Below are 18,366 nucleotides of genomic sequence, written 5' to 3' on the forward strand. Positions count from 1 at the left end.
AAATTTAGAATTTTATATAATTATGTAACTGTTTATATTTTTGTAAATCGGTTTTAAAAGATGATTAGAGGATAGATTTTTCAGACTAATAGATGGAATCTGAAGATTCCTGATTTATCAGGAAATCTCTTGTCTTAATCTGACCTGTCTGTTATATCCACTTCGTCGGACTTAATTTCGCTTTAGTAATTCTATTGTTCTATATGTAAACTTTTAAGTTTTAGCCGGAATCCAGACTGATACAGAACCTGCTTTGCAGAAAAAATTACCCCATCCTTCACCGTCGGTTGTTACCGGGTTTTTGATGTGTTCGGTAATGTCAGTATAGGTTGTGTTTGGATGTTCTGTCTGCATTTTTTTCTCTCCATCATCGCCATTGCTCATGATAACTGCCATTCCTCTTCCGCTGTCGCCGTTGCCGGTTCTTGTCCACCCAACGCAGTTGGGATGGTCAAAGTAGTCATACTGTTCGCCGTAAGCATGTTCTTTACGAACCTCCAAAAACTTGTCGATGAGCCAGCGATGACTGTCCATCCAAATTTCATGTTCGTTACCATCGCGTCCCTTATCCTTATAATGAGCACCATAATAATCCGCCGAAAATATGCATGGATACCCATCTTTACGCAAGAGAATAAGGGCATAAGCTAAAGGTTTAAACCATGCTTCCACCACCGATTCCAAAGATTGTAAAGGTTGTGAGTCATGATTGCTCACCAATGTTACGGCCAACATTGGGTGTGATGCAACCAATGTATTTTCAAAAATTTTGGTTAAATCGTAATCTCTCCCCTGTTTGCCGGCTGCGGCAAAGTTGTAATGAAGGGTAACATCGAAGAGCATCATGGCTCCATCGGTTTCATCAAGAAAGTTGTGCAGAGCTTCACTTTCACCGGACCAGTATTCACCTAAGGCAAATAATTTTTTCCCTGCATTTTTCTTAATATGTTTAAGCCATTCAAGAAAAAAGGATGAATTAACATGTTTAACGGCATCGAATCTGAAACCATCGACTCCGGTTGTTTTCAAGTACCAATCCCCCCAGTAAAAGAGTTCTTTTTTTACGTCGGGGTTATTGATATCGAGATTACATCCCATCAGATAATCAAAATTTCCTTTTTCCAGATCCACACTGTCGTCAAATGTTTTTCCCTCGAACAGCCAAATGGCATCCTGATGTTTGTCAAAGGCATTGTAATCGGCGGCATTGAAGTGCCACCAATGCCATTTAAGTTCAGAATACTTTCCCTTCCTTCCCGGAAACGAGAAGTGAGTCCATGCTTTGATGGGTTGTAATTCGCCTAAAGGCTCGTGCCGATTGTCCGGTTTATAAGGTGTGGCTTTGAACTCTTCCTGATGGTCGGCACCCAGTTTGTGGTTAAATACAATATCTGCATATACGTGTATGCCGGCTTTTTGAGCATCCATTATGGCTTTAACATATTCATCCTTTGTGCCATATTTGGTTCTCACGGAACCTTTTTGGTCAAATTCGCCCAGGTCAAAAAGGTCGTAAACCCCATATCCCACGTCGCTTTTACCAGCAATACCTTTATAAGCAGGAGGCAGCCACACAGCTGTTATGCCTGCCCGGGCAAGTTCTCCCGCTTGTTGTGAGAGGTTGCTCCACAGTTTTCCATCGGCCGGTGTGTACCAGTGAAAAAACTGCATCATTACGCCATTGTATTCAGTCATGCTATTTGAAAAAGGAGGTTAGTTTATTAAAGCCTTCCTTAAATGAGTCCATGCTGCTGTCAAAAACCTCTTTAAACTCTTCCCACTTCTCATCCGAGCTGGCCATCGCTTCATTGTATTTGGTCTGAAGCTCTTCCTTTTTTAATTTTAGTTTACCCAAAATCGTATCATACTCGGCTCTGGCCTCTTCTTTGGCCATCTCTTTCTTCGCTTCATATTCACCTATTTTCTCAAATGCTTCTTCCAGACTCTTCAATGCTTTTTGCTTGAATTCTTCACGTTCCATAACTTTTTATTTATAGGTTAATACTCCATGTAATATACAAAAATATAGCGGGAAAAAGAAAAGGGAGTTGTTTTATCCTTCGATAGTAAAAGGCTGTTTTCTTCTTAAAAATCTATAAAACCAGACCAATATGGCATATCTTTGCAAATTACAGTAAGTAATTTGTAAAGTTTTTTAAGACCTGATTAGTTTGAAAACAACCAACAAAAAGAAAATCATCAACGATCCTGTTCATGGATTTATCTCTATTCCAACGGAGTTGTTGTACGATTTAATGGAACATCCTTATTTGCAGCGCCTACGGTGGATTAAACAACTTGGAATGACCCCTCTGGTTTATCCCGGAGCTACTCACACCCGATTTCAACATACCATAGGTTGCATGCACTTAATGAGTGCTGCGGTTGAAACTTTGCGGCAAAAGGGGCATGAAATTACCGATGAAGAGTCTGAGGCAGTGCATGCGGCTATTTTAATGCACGATTTAGGCCATGGGCCGTTTTCTCATGTTCTGGAATCAACTTTGGTGCAGGGTGTTCACCACGAAGAAATATCACTTCTATTCATGGAACGGCTGAACGAGGATTTTGGCGATCGTTTATCCATGGCTATTGATATTTTTACCAACCGCTACAAAAAACATTTTCTTCATCAATTGGTAAGCAGCCAGCTAGATATGGACAGGCTTGATTACCTGCGTCGCGATAGTTTCTATACCGGAGTTTCAGAAGGTGTTGTAAGTTCCGAACGCATTATAAAAATGTTGCAGGTTCACGATGATCAGTTGGTAGTGGAAGCGAAGGGGATTTATTCCATTGAAAAATTTCTGATAGCACGCAGGTTGATGTACTGGCAGGTTTATTTGCATAAAACCGCTTTGGTTGCTGAAAAAATGCTGACCAATATTTTTCGTCGAGCCAGAGAGTTAGTCAATTTGGATAAGTTGCCGGAGACGCTTCCCAATGTGGCTTTCTTTTTAACAAACAGGGTAACCATCGAGGATTTTAGAAAAGACGATGAGGTTCTTTCCCGATTTGCCATGCTTGACGACAGCGACATCATGACCGGGCTGAAAACCTGGACACAAAGTGACGATAAAGTGTTGGCATCTCTTACCAGAGGACTGCTGAACAGGAATCTGCTCGCGATTGAAATTCAGGATAACCCATTTAACGCCTCACGGGTAGGTGAACTGAAAATGAGAATACAAAAAGAGATGGCTCTTTCTGATATTCACGAAGCCGGCTATTTTGTTTTTACCGGTGCTATTTCGAACAATGCTTACAGTATTTTAGATGATAAAATTAATATCCTATACAGGGAAGGTATAGTAAAAGATATTTCGGATGCTTCCGATGTGCTGGATTTAACAGTTTTAGGAAAAACCGTTAAAAAGGAGATTCTCTGTTATCCCAAAGCAATACGTGGTTAAATATTCTTTTTTTACCTGATATATTTTTGTAGTTTTGCAGGAAATTTTTTTCTAATGGAATTTACTGCTCAACAGATAGCTCAATTAATTCAGGGAGAGGTGGAAGGCAATCCCGATGCCATTGTACGGGATGTTTCCAAAATAGAAGAGGGAAAGCCTGAAACCCTTACATTTCTAGCCAATCCTAAATACACTCACCATATTTATGACACCGAAGCTTCGGTGGTGATTGTGAATAAAACCTTTGTGGCCGAAAAGCCTGTAAAGGCTACTCTTATAAAAGTTAACGATGCCTATCGTGCTCTTGCCAAACTGCTGCAGATGTATCAGGAATCGTTACCAAAGAAGAGTGGAATTGAACAACCTTCATTCATCGACGGGTCTGCTCAATTGGGTGATTTTGTGTATGTGGGAGCTTTTAGCTATATTGGAGAGAAAGCCAAAATTGCAGATAAAGTTCAGATATATCCTCAGGTCTATATTGGTGATGGGGTTGAGATTGGTGAAAATTCCATCATTTATCCCGGAGCCAGAATCTACAAGGGGTGTCGCATAGGAGCAAATTGTGTGATTCATTCAGGCGCTGTAATTGGTTCAGATGGCTTTGGTTTTGCACCGGGTGCCGATGGAAAGTTTGAGAAAATCCCACAGGTGGGAATTGTTGTTTTAGAAGATTCTGTGGAGATTGGTTCCAATACCACCATCGACCGTGCAACCATGGGAGAGACCATCATCAGGGAAGGAACTAAACTGGACAACCTGATACAGATTGCTCATAACGTTGAGATTGGTAAAAACAGCGTTTTGGCTGCTCTAACCGGAATTGCTGGCAGTACAAAAATTGGAAATAACGTTATGTTTGGCGGTCAGGTGGGGATTTCCGGACACCTGAAAATTGCCGATGGTGTAAAACTTGCTGCTCAAACAGGAGTTAGTAAGAGCATCACAAAAGCCAATACCACCCAAATGGGGTCACCATCAATGGATGCCATGCAATACAACAAAGCTTACGTTGTATTCAGGAATTTGCCTGAATTGCGGCAAAGAGTTGATGCCATTGAAAAGGGAGAGAAGAAGTAATTCATTAGGAGATTCATGAAGCCTCCATTATTATTTCTTTAGCACACCACTCATGACCCACTGTTATGATTACAAATTTTGAAAAAAGCACAAAACTTAATTCATAATGGCTGATAAACAAAGAACAATCAGTAAACCGGTTACCCTGCAAGGGCCGGGATTGCATACAGGAGTAAACGTTAAGTTAACATTGAATCCTGCCGAAGATAACTACGGATACCGCATTCGCAGAACCGACATGGAAGGTCAACCTGTAATTAAGGCTTTGGTTGATAACGTGGTTTATACCCAACGAGGAACCGTTATTCAGGAAGGTGAAGCAAAAGTTAGTACCATAGAGCACTGTCTTGCAGCATTGCGCGGACTTGGGGTTGATAACTGTTTGATTGATGTGGACGGACCCGAGGCTCCCATTCTTGACGGAAGTTCCAAATTTTATGTTGCGGCCATAAAGGAAGCAGGGATTAAAGAACAGAGTGCCGATCGCGAATACTTTGAAGTACGTGAAAAAATGATGGTGGAAGATCCCGAAACCGGAAGCTACATCATTGCACTGCCAGATAGTGGTTTTTCTGCGCAAATCATGATCTCTTTTGATAAATCCCTTCATTTGGCAAATCAGTTTGCTACCATTGAAAGTTTGGATGCTTTTGACGATGAGATATCCATGTGTCGCACATTTGTCTTTCTACATGAACTGGAACCATTGCTTAAAAATAACCTCATAAAAGGAGGGGATCTTGATAATGCCATCATCATCATTGATAAACCGGTAACTCAGGAAGAACTCGATCACCTTGCGACATTGTTTAATAAACCCAAAGTGGAAGTTAAGCCAACGGGGATTCTGAACAACCTTGATTTGCATTTTACCAATGAGCCGGCGCGCCATAAATTGCTCGATGTTATTGGAGATTTAGCTTTATGTGGTTCTCCCATTAAAGGACGAATTATTGCAAGCAAGCCGGGGCATAAAATCAATGCGGAGTTTACCAAACTGCTCAGAAAGGAGATTCGTAAGCGTCAACTCAAAATAGACGCTCCTGTTTACGATCCAAACAAAGAGCCTGTTTACGACATCAATCAGATAAAAAAACTGTTGCCGCATCGACCACCCTTCTTGTTGGTAGATAAAGTTATAGAATTACAGGATAAGGTTATTGTGGGAGTTAAGAATGTGACCATGAACGAACCGTTTTTCGTGGGACATTTCCCGGACGAGCCGGTTATGCCGGGAGTTTTGCTGGTAGAAGCCATGGCTCAATGTGGAGGTATCCTGGTGTTAGGCCAGTTGGACGATCCACACACTTACAGCACATATTTCCTGAAACAGGACAATATTAAATTTCGAAAAAAAGTGGTGCCCGGTGATACAGTCATTTTCAAGCTTGAGTTGATGACTGAAATCCGCAGAGGAGTTGCCAATATGAAAGGATTAGCTTTTGTTGGTGATACCATTGTTGCAGAAGGGGAGTTTATGGCTCAAATTGCTAAAAATAAGGAGTGAGAACCGAAAAGTATATGATTGAAAATCATATATCGCATCGCAAAAAGTAATACTATTATTTAAAGAATTGTTTAGTGAAACAACCATTAGCTTATATTCATCCGGAGGCAAAAATAGCCCCAAATGTTGTAATCGATCCGTTTGCAACCATTGATAAAAATGTAATAATTGGTGAAGGTACCCGAATAGGTTCAAATGTAACCATTCTGGAAGGCAGCCGCATTGGTAAAAATTGTAATATATTTCCGGGAGCTGTTATAGGAGCCGTTCCTCAGGATTTAAAGTTTGCCGGAGAGGAAACCACCGCCGAAATAGGAGACAATACAACCATAAGGGAATTTGTAACCATTAACCGCGGAACAAAAGCAAAGGGCAGAACAGTAGTTGGAAACAACTGTTTGCTAATGGCCTATGTTCATGTGGCTCATGACAGCATTATTGGTAATAACGTCATCCTTGTAAATAGTGTGCAGGTGGCAGGCGAGGTTATTGTTGACGATTTTGCCATCGTTGGAGGTTTGTCTGCCATACATCAATTTGTGCATGTAGGTGCCCATGTGATGGTAGCAGGAGGTTCTTTGATCGGAAAGGATATACCACCCTATGTAAAAGCAGGTCGTGAACGTCTTCAATATGTTGGTGTAAACTCAATAGGTTTACGACGCAGAAACTTCACCAATGAGCAAATTCGGGATATCCAGGATTGTTACAGGGTTTTGTTTCAGTCAGGTCTTAATAACTCAGATGCCATCGAGCGAATTGAAGCTGAATTACCTGCTTCCAATGAGCGTGATGAGATCATTCTGTTTGTGAAAAACTCACAGCGCGGAGTTATTAAAGGATATCACCAAAATGGCGGTAAGAAAGAAGAATAACTAATATCGTACTTCCAGAAGATAGTAGATACATGATTTTTTATAGCAGTTGAGGTCTGTTTTCGCAATGATGTATCTAGTTGTCTGATCAATACTAATAAAGCCGGATTCATTTAATGAATCCGGCTTTATTAGTATTGATGAAGTACGGCTATTCGTCTGCCCCCAAAGAGTTTACGTCTGTTGTTTTCAGAGGATTCGCACTTAATTCGTCGAAATTTTTCCTATAATTAAAGACATCAATGGCTGTGTAAATTGCTGAAAGAAAGGATTGTTCGTCGGCCTGATTCTGTCCTGTAATTTCATAGGCCGTGCCATGATCGGGAGAGGTTCTTACAATGGGTAATCCTGCTGTATAATTTACTCCGGTTGAGAAGGAAAGGGCCTTGAACGGAGCCAAACCCTGATCGTGGTACATGGCCAGGATGGCATCAAATTTACGGGTGTTTTCCGTTGCAAACAGTCCGTCGGCAGGATATGGGCCAAATGCCATGATACCTTCCTCCTTGGCTTTTTCCAATGCAGGTTTAATGATTTCATCTTCCTCTTTTCCAAGCAGCCCATTATCGCCGGCATGCGGGTTGAGTCCCAGAACCGCAATTCGCGGTTTTCGTATCATGAAATCTTTTTTAAGCGACTGGTTCAGGATGCGCAACTTTTCTATTATCAGTTCACTGGATAAAGCGCTGCATATTTGACTCAGAGGAATGTGACCGGTTACCACACCCACTCTTAGAAGGTCACTGACCATCAGCATCAAAGGTTTCCCTGAGAATGAGCTTGCAAGATATTCGGTATGTCCCGGAAAATCAAATTGGTTTGATTGAATTACTTTTTTGTTGATGGGAGCTGTTACCAGGGCATCTGCAGATCCTTTCTTCAAATCTTCCACTGCTTTTTCCAAAGCCAGAAAAGCAGCGTTTCCACTTATCTCAGTTGGTTTGCCTAATTCTACCCTGACGTTATCGTCCAGGCAGTTCACCATATTAATGCGTTTGGGGTGAGCCTCGTCTGCCGAGCGAATGTTGTTTAAGCTAATGGCTGGTAAATTGAGCGCTTTACGGTGGTACGCTGCAACTTTTGATGAGCCGTAAATAACGGGAGTGCAAATTTCTAGAATACGAGGATCGGCTAAAGCCTTAAATATGATTTCATACCCTATTCCGTTAATATCTCCCTGTGTGATGGCTATTTTGATTTTGTCTGAACTCATAATGATTCTTTATTTGGATGATTTGCTGTTAAAGAACTGATACAACAGGCGCACACCAACACCGGTTCCCCCTGTGGGACGATAGTCAGTGGCCGCCATGACATAAGCAGGGCCTGCGATATCAAGATGCACCCATGGTGCATCTACAAATTTACCTAAAAATTTCCCGGCACTGATGGCTCCACCTTCTCTTTCTCCCAGATTTTTAATATCGGCTATATCTGACTTAATGCTTTTGTCGTAATCTTCCCAGAATGGAAACCATACCAGACGCTCGCATACTTCGTCACCTGCATTGTTTAACTCATTCTGCACATTTTGGGGTGCTGTTCCCATGGCCACAATTCCGTGAATCCCTATGGCTATGGCGGCATTTCCTGTTAAAGTGGCCAGATCAATGACCAGTTCGGGGTCGTATTTTTTAGAAAAACTAAGGGCATCGGCCAGAATCAGACGACCTTCAGCATCGGTGTTGATGACTTCAACCGTGAGGCCGTTGTGCATTTTTAGAATGTCACCCGGAACGATGGCATGTCCGCCAAGTCGGTTGTCGGTTGCGGGAATTAGTCCGATGACATGTACGGGGAGTTCATTAGCTGCCACAGCAGCCATTGTCCCAATTACCGATGCAGCTCCACCCATATCGCATTTCATAGTGTCCAAACTTCCGGGAGGGGTTTTCAAATTGACACCTCCGGTATCAAACATCACCCCTTTTCCGGCAATCACATACGGTTTCGAATTGACTGCATTTTCCGGCTTCCATTCTAAAACAGAGAAGGTGGGTGGGTCGATGCTTCCTTTATTTACAGCCAATAGACCACCCATTTTGAGGCTTTCGATTTTTTTCTTGTTAAAAACTTCGGCCTTGAAGCCGAATTTTTCGGCATATTCAAGAACCAGCTCGCCAAGCTTTTCAGCATTTAGATAGCCCACAGGTTCATTAACCAAATCACGGGCGAGATATACAGCCTCAATTACGCGGGTAAGTTTTGCAATGTCGCACCCTTTTACCTGGGGGCTGACAATTAAGAATTCATAATTTAGCGAGTTTTTTTCGCCCGTTTTATATTTGTTGAAACTGTATGCGTTAAGTGCTAAACCTTCAGCAAGAGCCAGGGTGAGTGGTGGATTGCTGATTAGATCAATGATTGCAGCCTTCTCATTTTTTTCAGCTTTCAAACCCGATAGGATTTCTGCGCCTCTGCGGCGCATTCTTTCTTTAATAATTTCAAGGGGTTCATCGGTTGTTGGCTTTACCACGGCCAATATTTGGCTCAGCCTTTTGATGATCACCAAAGGTGATTTATCCTTTTCGTTTTCCTGATATTTTTTTTCGATGTATTCGATCTCCGTTTCGGAGAACATAAAGTCTTTTAATTGTTCTGTATTTTGAATTAGAAATATTTTACTGATTTCTTGCGGTACCTCCAGGGTTGCTCTAATTGTAAATGACATGTTATTAATCTTTTTTGTCTTGTTGTCTGAAATATTCACGTATCAGGACTTTCTTTAGTTCCCTGTGAATGATTAGTTCGGTAATGATTTCGGGGTAGGTGTTATTAGGCATATCCATCTCATATTGTCGAATCTGGTTGTTGTCAATGTCAATTCTGTACATTAAGCCCAGGAATCTTGAATGGTTATTGGCAAGCATATCTGAGACATGACCGACCATTTGTTGTGACAATTCCAAATAGAAATTACCTGTATTGCCGGAAAAACTTATATCCAGATTGAACTCCCCAAAGTCTTTAATGATCTGAGCGGCAGTTTCCCTGATTAAATCATCCCGGGAGGCAGCTGATTTAAGATGTTGCTTGGTAATGGCCGGCAGTTCCATCAAGACTCGGTTTCCGTGTTTTGCGTTATGTTGGCGGGAAATTTAACCGTATAGCTTATAGCCTCAAGTTGCCAAACCAGGTTTCGTTTTTTGGGTTCGTTGGGTAGAAAAACATAGCCATCGGTAACCACAACGCGATTATTTGCAACATCATGATGTGCATAGAGAACGAAAGGTCCTCCCATCAAATCTCCCACCACTTTCCAAAGCCCTCTAAGCTCCACTGCCTGATGGTCATTAAGCGTAAATCGTTTGTAAGTGATTGGAATATCATGTTCAGTGCTCATAAATGAACCCTGGTGATGACCGGGAACATTGGCACGCAATAAAGAGTCTCTTTTGTTGAGAATTAATTCACGAGAGAGAGATGATTCGTCTTTATAATCAAAAGACCAGATGAACAGTCCCTGACTGGAAATATTAGTTTCGTGTGACATCCAGGAGAAATCATCCTGGCTGTTGTTTTTCCTGAAAGTATTGGGGATGATGATATCGATGTCCCATTTTCTTCTTACCTCTTCGGTTAAATCTGCATTCGGATAATTTCTGAAATAACTGATGCTTCGCTGTCGCTCAGCACGCAGGAAAAATCCAAGGATACGCAATTCATTTTCATCCAGAATTTCAAGGAATTTCTCCGGGGTTCTAGCATTGACATGAACCATATACTGGCCTCTTGCCCAGGTTGTTTCAGAAAAGAAACGAACCCCTTCGGTATCTACATCTGGTCCAATGTTGGTGATTAGCAGATTGCGAAATGTTCGCATGTTATCACTAAATGCTCTGTGCGGAGTCATTGATAAGGTGAAAATGGATTCCACCTGTGGAAGTCCTTCTATAGGTTGTCTGAGGATATACTGTAACTGTTCTCCCGGTTCACTGTTTCTCCACCTGTCATCCATTACAACAAGGACTTCTCCCATGCTCCCGGTGATGTTTGGCTTGTGAAATGAGCCATCCTTACAACCTGAATAAATAATAGCTAGTGCAGCGATTATGAATAGATGTAATATTTTCATGCGGTACTTCATTTTAGTGATTATCTATCTGGCAATATACAAAAAAAATACCATTAATTATGAATGGTATTTTTGTGATGTCATTTGTTTCAGAGGTTTAAATGTTAGTTGTTTAGGTGGATGCGTGCAGATTGTTAATTAGCTAACAAAGGGTACTCTTTATTAACAAAGAAAAATGGGTTTTCCTCTGGCTGATACCAGATGACTAGTTGTTGCCCTGCATAAAGATTCCGGGAAGTTAAGTTATTCCATTTCATAATGTCTTCCACCCTGACTCTGTAACTCATGGCAATGCGATGGAAAAACTCTCCCCTTTGAACAGTATGCCGGGTCATTTTTTTATTATAATTAAAACCAAAGGGACGCAGGGCTTCCACTGGAGGACTAACTTCTCTGATCAGACTACTTCTGTTTTCAATGAAATGAATCACCTTGTCTTTGGGGATTACAATTTGAACAGGCCTTTCTGCTACGGGGATAAAATCTTTTGAATATACAGGATTCAGCAATCGAATCATTTCAATGGGGATATCAATAAACACACTCAATTGCTTGAATGATATGCTGAAATCCAGATTTACAAAACCAAGGTCGTCGTATGTAAAAGGAGGGTTCTTTGGAGTAATGCCGTATTCAGGATAGTAATTCATGGCATAATTTACGGCGATAAATGCCGGTATGTAACCTTGTGTTTCAACCGGTAGATATGGCCTGATATCCCAATAGTCGGTTTTGCCTCCTGATTTTTCAATGGCCTCTTTTACTGCAGCAATACCTCCGTTGTATGCCGCCAGAACCAAATTCCAGTCGTGAAAATTATCATATAGGTATTTCAGGTATCTGCATGCTGCTTCGGTGGATTTAACCGGATCAGCTCTTTCGTCAATGTAGGAGGTCACCTGCATATCAAATAGACGTGACGCCTGAAAAAGAAACTGCCATAAACCTTTTGCCCCGGAAGTTGACCTTGCTCTGGGCTCGAGGGCTGATTCTACTACGGCAAGATATTTAAGTTCCAGAGGAAGTCCCATTTTGTCAAGGTATTCCTCAAATAAAGGGAAGTATAGTTCTGACCTACCAATGATTCCTGCAAGATGATCACTTCTTCTTACCGTGTAAACATCAATATATGCCTGCACAGAGCTGTTGTAAACCAAAGGCATAGGTGTCAGGGCATCCAGAATCTCCAGTCTGCTTTCAATTATTGAAGCTGATAGTTTGTGGTTTTCTTCAGGTTTTAGAATAGCCGGATGAATAAATAACAGAAGAAGAGAAACAAAAAGATACTTCATATTAATTTTCTAACTTGTGTTTTACATCTCTGGATTTCTGTTGTTTACAGATTCTGCATACAATCCCGTTTGAAATATTCATTGAATATTTCTGAAAGCGAAAGTAAGCACCACGTATAATGAATTTATCTGATGTGGGTGTTTATAATTACAAAGTCCACAAAGAATCGACCGATTGTTGGTTATTTTGCTGAGATCTTCGGAACTTTTTATAAACTCTGGATGCCAATTTCTCATCTGGAATCAATCCTTTAGTGCATCCGGGTTCTCTTTGCTGTTTTTATCGTTGTCCTCGTCCTTTTCGTTACGGGCTTTTTTAAACTCCTTCATTCCTTGCCCAAGTCCTTTCATTAGTTCAGGGATTTTACGGCCACCAAAAAGAAGCACAACTATCAGAATGATAACAATAAGTTCCCATCCGCCGGGCATGCCTAATAAAAATAATTGCGATGTCATAGATATTGATTTTATTTAGGTTTCAAATTTAAACAATTTTTTAATTGAAGATGTACCGGTATATATCATTCCCATTTGCATATAAGAGAAGTGATAATAATAGTATCATACCGGTCATTTGCGCGTACTCCATAAACTTTTCGCTGGGTTTTCGGCGGGTAATAATTTCATAAATCAAAAAGAGAACATGACCTCCATCCAGTGCGGGGATTGGCAATATGTTCATAAAAGCGAGGATGATTGACAGAAATGCTGTCATAAACCAAAAGTTTTGCCAGTCCCATGATGGGGCAAAAAGGCTTCCAATGGTTCCAAAACCTCCAATTTGTCTGGCTCCTTCACGGGTAAATACCAGTCGGAATTGACGTACATAATTTTTTAACGTACTTACACCTTTGTTAATTCCTGCCGGCAGTGCTTCAAAGAAACCATAATTGATTTGGGTATATCCAAATATTGCTTGAGGAGTTTTAGGGAAAAAACCAATTTTCCCATCTTCTGTTACCTGAACCGGTAAATGCAGGAGTTCCTGATCGCGGTAGAGACTGATAATGGCTTCGCTATCTTTTCTGTTGTTTAATTCTTCGGCGAACTCTTTAAAAAATATAGTTTTGTTATTGTCTACGGCGACTATGCTGTCGCCAGGCTTTAACCCGGCTTTATAGGCATTGCTGCCTGATTGCAGCCTGTCTACAATAACCGGCAACCGGAATTCGGCAAGTACTCTTACCTCGTCAGCCATCAGCCTTTGTTTAAATTCCGGTGGAATGGGCAGGGTCATAACCGAGTCATTCCTTTCAATGGTCAGGGACTTTACGTTGTCCAGCAAAATGTGCGCTGCAACTCTGTTAATGGTCGTAATTTGAATGGTGTCGGCCATTAATACCCGATCTCCATCCTGTACTCCAATTTCATGAGCAATTGGATGGAAGTTAAAGCCATACTTCGCATTCTCAGCGGGGATGTAGCTTTCACCCCATTTAAAGAGAATCATCCAGAAAATAACAATGGCGGTAAGAAAGTTTACCAATACTCCTCCAACCATAATCAAAAGCCTTTGCCATGCCGGCTTAGAGCGAAACTCGTGTGGTTGTGGTGGTTGGCTCAGCTGCTCCTTGTCCATTGATTCATCAATCATTCCGGATATCTTTACATATCCTCCAAGAGGTAGCCAACCAATCCCATACTCTGTATCACCTTTTTTAAATTTGAATAATGAAAACCATGGATCAAAAAAGAGATAAAACTTCTCAACACGCGTATTGAATAAACGAGCAAAGAAATAGTGACCAAATTCATGAAGAATGACCAATATGGAGAGGCTTAGGATGAGCTGAAGTGTTTTAATTAAAATTTCCATTAAATTCTATTTATTTTAATTTATAGTAGCTCGTTTTACTTTCTGACCTTATGGTATAGTTATTATCTCAATGCTTTTCAATGCAGTGTGTAAATGACTGAAATCCATGGCTTTGATTATCTGTCAAGTCAGATTTTCTAAAAGTTAAACGATCTATCGACTGACAAAGATATTCTTTTTCTAATTATCTTCATTGTTTTGGGGGATAGATGTGTACCAATCAGGTATTGTGCCTGAATAGTTATTTTATCATTTCTGCAGCAATTCTTCTGGCTTCCGCATCTGTTTCAAGATAATCCTGAAACATTGGCCTATCAATAAAAGTGCTTTTTTCAATGGTTTTTTCAATGATGTGCGACATTTGCAGAAAACCTGTACGACCTTTCAGAAAGGCATCAACCACAACTTCGTTGGCAGCGTTTAACACACAAGGAGCATTACCTCCTTGTCGCATGGCCTCGTACGCCAGTGAAAGGTTTTTAAAGACATGCACGTCGGCTTTTTCAAAAGTAAGTGACGGGTAATCGGAAAAATTAAATCTGGGAAAATTGTTTTCAATTCGTCTTGGGAATGCCATGGCGTACTGAATTGGTAGCCGCATATCGGGCAATCCCATTTGTGCTTTAATGGAACCATCAGTAAACTGTACCATACTGTGAATGATTGATTGAGGGTGTACTACGATCTCAATTTGATCGGGTTGAAGATTGAAGAGCCATCTGGCTTCAATGGCTTCCAAACCTTTATTCATTAACGAGGCAGAATCAATGGTTATTTTATCACCCATTTTCCAATTGGGATGATTCAAAGCCTGGCATTTGGTCACTTTCTTCAGGAAATCTACACTTTTACCCCTGAAGGGGCCACCTGAGGCGGTCAGCATTATTTTTTCAATGATATTTCCTTTTTCACCCTGTAAACATTGGAAAATTGCTGAATGTTCAGAGTCGACAGGGATAACAGGGATCTGTTTTTTGGCGGCAAGCTCCATGATTAAGTCCCCGGCTACAACAAGTGTCTCTTTATTCGCCAGTGCAACCGGGATTCCTGCTTCAACTGCTCTTATGGTTGGTAGTAGGCCGGAAAACCCAACCATGGATGTAAGCACCATATCTATGGTTGACATAGCTGCTACTTGTTCAATGGCTTGTTCTCCTGCATAAATCTTAATGGATTCGTTGCTGAGAGCTGATTTTAAATCATCGTATTTTTCTTTGTTGCCAATAACTACTACATTGGGTTGATATTCTTTGGCTTGATTTGCCAGAAGTTCGACATTGTTGTTGGCAGTAAGCACTTCAATGGAAAAGAGTTCAGGATGGGTTTTAATTACCTCCAGAGCCTGTGTCCCTATAGATCCGGTTGAACCCAATATGGCAATACGTTTTTGCATGCAGCTTTGCTTGTTTTGGTTTAGTATTTATAAATGGAATGATTAAAACGAGATGTAATCCACAGGATTCAAAGGGGTTCCGTTGTACCATAGCTCAAAGTGAAGATGCGGGCCGGTGGTCAATTCTCCCGTGTTGCCAATTCGGGCAATGGCTTCCCCTGCTTTTACTGTTTGTCCAACTTCCTTTAGAAGGGTTTCATTATGCTTGTAAATCGATAGAATGTTATTGGGATGCTGTATCTGGATAACGTAACCAGTCTCAACTGTCCAACCGGAGAATACAACCATCCCATCCATGATGGCTGACACACGTGTACCGGGAGCTGCAACGATGTCAACACCATAGTGACCCTGAGTTTCCATAAAGCTGTTAACAATCATACCTTTTATTGGACTGACAAAGAAAGTACTCTCCAATGCTATTGCTCGGCTAGTTGGCTGTTGCATAGATAGATTAAACCGTTCCTCCCGTTCAACTTGTCTTCTGAAAAGTGAGTCAGCCTCCGACCTTGAAAAGTCAATGGGCATATTGGGATCTGATGCTGCCAAAGATGGTTCATCTTCAGGAGATGCAAGCTGTTCGGGAATATCTCCTCTTAAAATGGTTTGGAAGTTTTGTATAAAGCGATCACGCTTCTCTAATTCAACGATCAGCGAGTCGACCCTTTGGGCATTACGAACAATCAATAGTCTTTGGTTCGCATCGGGATAGCCAGGTATGTAGTCTCTTAAGCTTGTGAAGGCAATAAGAATAGTGACCAAAATAACAAGCAACACACCAAAAGTCCCAACTATTGTAAATACATTTAGTCGAGATAACTTTACTACAAAAACCTCCTCGTACGTTTGCTCATTAAAGATGGCCAGCCTGTATTTGCTCCTTAATTTCTTAAGAAGTGATTTTTTCTTTTTGTTTGTTCCCATTTTTGCTCATTAAAAGAACAACAAATTTAAAAAATATTAATTAAGGAGAGCAATATGTGAAAGGTATTCTGGTTTATTTCCAATGACTGTGATTTAATGAGTTTGTTTTATCCGGTAGAGGTTGAAATGATATCCTGAAGTTGAGGTGTTTTCTTCAGAGTTTTTTGATAGACTTATGCTGTTGTTACTGTTTTGTTAGATCAAACATCTTTTATTTTTGTAATTACAAAAATATTTGTGTGTGTAAATGTCAAATATTCAATAGGTATGGGTGATTTGGAAAAGAAGGGGCGAAAAAAAACAAGAAGCATGTTGTTTTATCTGAATATAACCTCTATATTTGCAACCGCAAAAGGCAAGAGGGTTGGTAACGTTCCAATCATCTCTAAAGATTAAGAACAAATTTTTTGTAAAAATATATTGCGGGGTGGAGCAGTTGGTAGCTCGTTGGGCTCATAACCCAAAGGTCGTCAGTTCGAGTCTGGCCCCCGCTACTAAGAGAGGGTTGTTGGTTTTATCAACAACCCTTTTTTCTTTACGTTAGCAATAGTATCTCCTCCGCTTTTATAATTCATTATTATCAAGTCTAATTTATCAATTCTCTTATATTACAGCCAGCTACGAAAAGTTTTTGATGGATTGTTTAGCGAATTTCTTATATTATAAAACTGAAGAAAAAAGCAAATGTCTTATAGGTCATTTAAATATATAAATGTGTAAATTGGATATCGTTAAGTAAATCAGATGATAGCCATTTATTTACTTCATATCTCTTATATACATTGAAAATTAATCAAAACACTGAAATTATGGAACACCTTCAAAAAGAATTGTTTGACTTGGTTTTGGTTTATGGACCAAGATTGTTAGGCGCCATCATCGTTTTATTGATTGGATTACAGCTGATCAGCTGGTTTTCAAAATGGTTTAGACGCTTTCTTGAAACGAAGAGTTTGGATGCCTCTCTTCGTCCATTTCTCCGTTCAATGTTGGTCATGCTGCTAAAGGTTCTTCTGGTGATTAGCGTAATGGGAATGGTCGGAATACAGATGACTTCATTTATCGCCATATTGGGTGCTGCCGGTCTTGCTGTTGGTTTAGCATTATCGGGCACGCTTCAAAATTTTGCTGGTGGGGTGATCCTTCTGATTTTTAAACCTTTTAAAGTTGGAGATTTTATTACAGCTTCGGGTTATTCGGGTACCGTTAGCGAAATTCAAATTTTTGTTACCATTCTCAGAACTCCAGACAACAAAACTATTATTTTACCCAATGGATCGTTGGCAACGACTTCCCTGACAAATTTTTCGACACTATCTACGCGCCGCGTTGACTGGTCCTATGGTATAGCTTATGGTGATAGTTTTGATAAAGCAAAAGAGGTTTTATTGAGACTTATTAGTGAAGATCAGCGAATTTTAGATGATCCTGCTCCATTTATTGCACTGGGTGAATTGAGCGACAGCTCAGTGAATATAACAGTAAGAGTATGGGTAAACGCTTCCGATTTTTGGGGTGTGTTTTTCGATATGAACGAAAAAGTTTACAATACATTCCCGAAAGAAGGGCTTAATATTCCATTCCCTCAAATGGATGTGCACTTGAAGAAAGGGGAATAAGTACCTTCAAGGTTGCGCATAATGCACTGATAAAGCCATTTTCCCGTAGAAGGAGACAAGGTTTTTTCTGTTTTTTCGCGCTTATGCGAAAATGGAATGCGCATTATGGGGGAGTTCACACAAGAATGTGTATCGAATTCCTATATCTTGAGGGATGCAGTTAATAGAATAACTTATGTAAATTACCGCGTTACGTTATTTTGCTATTTCAATTCCACTACGGTACGATTGGGAGCCAGGTCAGGGGTGGATGGAAGATATTTAAACACATATTTCAATTCCAGTATGGTGCGATTGGGAGCTTCAAAATTGAGACTAAGCACGGAACCGATGAAGTATTTCAATTCCAGTATGGTGCGATTGGGAGAATGA

Annotated in this window: 16 protein-coding genes and 1 tRNA gene; 6 read left to right on the forward strand and 11 right to left on the reverse strand. The window is 40.5% G+C overall.

From position 1 onward, the window contains the following. Positions 1-213: 213 nt before the first annotated feature. On the reverse strand, positions 214-1,695 hold the full coding sequence (locus B5X70_RS08385; RefSeq protein WP_079557451.1) for an alpha-amylase: 1,482 nt from the start codon (positions 1,693-1,695) through the stop codon (positions 214-216). A 1-nt stretch (position 1,696) separates the two neighbouring features. Beyond that, positions 1,697-1,981, reverse strand: coding sequence for a sll1863 family stress response protein (locus B5X70_RS08390; RefSeq protein WP_079557452.1), 285 nt, complete (start codon positions 1,979-1,981; stop codon positions 1,697-1,699). A 190-nt stretch (positions 1,982-2,171) separates the two neighbouring features. Between B5X70_RS08390 and B5X70_RS08395 the strand changes: the two genes are divergently transcribed. The 4 genes from B5X70_RS08395 to lpxA all read left to right on the forward strand — a co-directional run bounded on the left by B5X70_RS08395 (position 2,172) and on the right by lpxA (position 6,875). Further along, a complete protein-coding gene (locus tag B5X70_RS08395; protein WP_232468282.1) occupies positions 2,172-3,413 on the forward strand; it encodes an HD domain-containing protein in 1,242 nt (413 codons plus the stop codon). Positions 3,414-3,467: 54 nt separating this feature from the next. Continuing rightward, the gene (gene lpxD / locus B5X70_RS08400) at positions 3,468-4,493 is read left to right on the forward strand and encodes a UDP-3-O-(3-hydroxymyristoyl)glucosamine N-acyltransferase (RefSeq protein ID WP_079557453.1); all 1,026 of its coding nucleotides are present in this window, start codon (positions 3,468-3,470) and stop codon (positions 4,491-4,493) included. A gap of 106 nt (positions 4,494-4,599) precedes the next feature. Beyond that, complete coding sequence (locus B5X70_RS08405; protein WP_079557454.1) at positions 4,600-6,000, forward strand: bifunctional UDP-3-O-[3-hydroxymyristoyl] N-acetylglucosamine deacetylase/3-hydroxyacyl-ACP dehydratase; 1,401 nt, start codon at positions 4,600-4,602, stop codon at positions 5,998-6,000. Positions 6,001-6,074: 74 nt separating this feature from the next. Beyond that, positions 6,075-6,875, forward strand: coding sequence for an acyl-ACP--UDP-N-acetylglucosamine O-acyltransferase (gene lpxA, locus B5X70_RS08410; RefSeq protein ID WP_079557455.1), 801 nt, complete (start codon positions 6,075-6,077; stop codon positions 6,873-6,875). Between the two features lie 151 nt (positions 6,876-7,026). On the opposite strand, the gene pdxA is transcribed toward lpxA, so the two are convergent. From pdxA to B5X70_RS08455, 9 genes are all read right to left on the reverse strand, one after another. Next, a complete protein-coding gene (pdxA, locus tag B5X70_RS08415; RefSeq protein WP_079557456.1) occupies positions 7,027-8,088 on the reverse strand; it encodes a 4-hydroxythreonine-4-phosphate dehydrogenase PdxA in 1,062 nt (353 codons plus the stop codon). A gap of 9 nt (positions 8,089-8,097) precedes the next feature. Further along, positions 8,098-9,546: a hypothetical protein gene (locus tag B5X70_RS08420; protein WP_079557457.1), complete on the reverse strand. Its 1,449-nt coding sequence runs from the start codon at positions 9,544-9,546 to the stop codon at positions 8,098-8,100. Positions 9,547-9,550: 4 nt separating this feature from the next. Continuing rightward, a complete protein-coding gene (locus tag B5X70_RS08425) occupies positions 9,551-9,931 on the reverse strand; it encodes a hypothetical protein (protein WP_079557458.1) in 381 nt (126 codons plus the stop codon). Continuing rightward, entirely contained in the window at positions 9,931-10,950 is a 1,020-nt protein-coding gene (locus B5X70_RS08430) for a DUF4837 family protein (RefSeq protein WP_157666499.1), read from the reverse strand. The genes B5X70_RS08425 and B5X70_RS08430 overlap by 1 nt, the downstream gene beginning before the upstream one ends. Positions 10,951-11,084: 134 nt before the next feature. Next, the gene (locus tag B5X70_RS08435) at positions 11,085-12,242 is read right to left on the reverse strand and encodes a lytic transglycosylase domain-containing protein (protein ID WP_079557460.1); all 1,158 of its coding nucleotides are present in this window, start codon (positions 12,240-12,242) and stop codon (positions 11,085-11,087) included. Positions 12,243-12,485: 243 nt separating this feature from the next. Next, complete coding sequence (tatA, locus tag B5X70_RS08440; RefSeq protein ID WP_079557461.1) at positions 12,486-12,698, reverse strand: twin-arginine translocase TatA/TatE family subunit; 213 nt, start codon at positions 12,696-12,698, stop codon at positions 12,486-12,488. A 40-nt stretch (positions 12,699-12,738) separates the two neighbouring features. Further along, on the reverse strand, positions 12,739-14,058 hold the full coding sequence (rseP, locus tag B5X70_RS08445) for an RIP metalloprotease RseP (RefSeq protein ID WP_079557462.1): 1,320 nt from the start codon (positions 14,056-14,058) through the stop codon (positions 12,739-12,741). A gap of 241 nt (positions 14,059-14,299) precedes the next feature. After that, positions 14,300-15,451 carry a 1-deoxy-D-xylulose-5-phosphate reductoisomerase gene (locus B5X70_RS08450; RefSeq protein ID WP_079557463.1) on the reverse strand — a complete coding sequence of 384 codons (1,152 nt, stop codon included), beginning with the start codon at positions 15,449-15,451 and terminating at the stop codon, positions 14,300-14,302. Positions 15,452-15,493: 42 nt separating this feature from the next. Then, a complete protein-coding gene (locus tag B5X70_RS08455; protein WP_079557464.1) occupies positions 15,494-16,375 on the reverse strand; it encodes a M23 family metallopeptidase in 882 nt (293 codons plus the stop codon). Between the two features lie 421 nt (positions 16,376-16,796). Here B5X70_RS08455 and B5X70_RS08460 point away from each other — a divergent pair. After that, a tRNA-Met gene (locus B5X70_RS08460) sits at positions 16,797-16,869 on the forward strand. Between the two features lie 315 nt (positions 16,870-17,184). After that, a complete protein-coding gene (locus B5X70_RS08465) occupies positions 17,185-17,994 on the forward strand; it encodes a mechanosensitive ion channel family protein (RefSeq protein ID WP_079557465.1) in 810 nt (269 codons plus the stop codon). Positions 17,995-18,366 lie beyond the last annotated feature (372 nt).

The organism is Alkalitalea saponilacus (assembly GCF_900168165.1).
In the GTDB taxonomy this organism is placed as follows: domain Bacteria; phylum Bacteroidota; class Bacteroidia; order Bacteroidales; family Marinilabiliaceae; genus Natronoflexus; species Natronoflexus saponilacus.

Bases quoted from the DNA above. Each gene is read 5' to 3' on its own strand.
- B5X70_RS08385 (WP_079557451.1), bottom strand. From the start codon at position 1,695: ATGACTGAATACAATGGCGTAATGATGCAGTTTTTTCACTGGTACACA.
- B5X70_RS08390 (WP_079557452.1), bottom strand. From the start codon at position 1,981: ATGGAACGTGAAGAATTCAAGCAAAAAGCATTGAAGAGTCTGGAAGAA.
- lpxD (WP_079557453.1), top strand. From the start codon at position 3,468: ATGGAATTTACTGCTCAACAGATAGCTCAATTAATTCAGGGAGAGGTG.
- B5X70_RS08405 (WP_079557454.1), top strand. From the start codon at position 4,600: ATGGCTGATAAACAAAGAACAATCAGTAAACCGGTTACCCTGCAAGGG.
- pdxA (WP_079557456.1), bottom strand. From the start codon at position 8,088: ATGAGTTCAGACAAAATCAAAATAGCCATCACACAGGGAGATATTAAC.
- B5X70_RS08420 (WP_079557457.1), bottom strand. From the start codon at position 9,546: ATGTCATTTACAATTAGAGCAACCCTGGAGGTACCGCAAGAAATCAGT.
- B5X70_RS08425 (WP_079557458.1), bottom strand. From the start codon at position 9,931: ATGGAACTGCCGGCCATTACCAAGCAACATCTTAAATCAGCTGCCTCC.
- B5X70_RS08430 (WP_157666499.1), bottom strand. From the start codon at position 10,950: ATGAAAATATTACATCTATTCATAATCGCTGCACTAGCTATTATTTAT.
- B5X70_RS08435 (WP_079557460.1), bottom strand. From the start codon at position 12,242: ATGAAGTATCTTTTTGTTTCTCTTCTTCTGTTATTTATTCATCCGGCT.
- tatA (WP_079557461.1), bottom strand. From the start codon at position 12,698: ATGACATCGCAATTATTTTTATTAGGCATGCCCGGCGGATGGGAACTT.
- rseP (WP_079557462.1), bottom strand. From the start codon at position 14,058: ATGGAAATTTTAATTAAAACACTTCAGCTCATCCTAAGCCTCTCCATA.
- B5X70_RS08450 (WP_079557463.1), bottom strand. From the start codon at position 15,451: ATGCAAAAACGTATTGCCATATTGGGTTCAACCGGATCTATAGGGACA.
- B5X70_RS08455 (WP_079557464.1), bottom strand. From the start codon at position 16,375: ATGGGAACAAACAAAAAGAAAAAATCACTTCTTAAGAAATTAAGGAGC.
- B5X70_RS08465 (WP_079557465.1), top strand. From the start codon at position 17,185: ATGGAACACCTTCAAAAAGAATTGTTTGACTTGGTTTTGGTTTATGGA.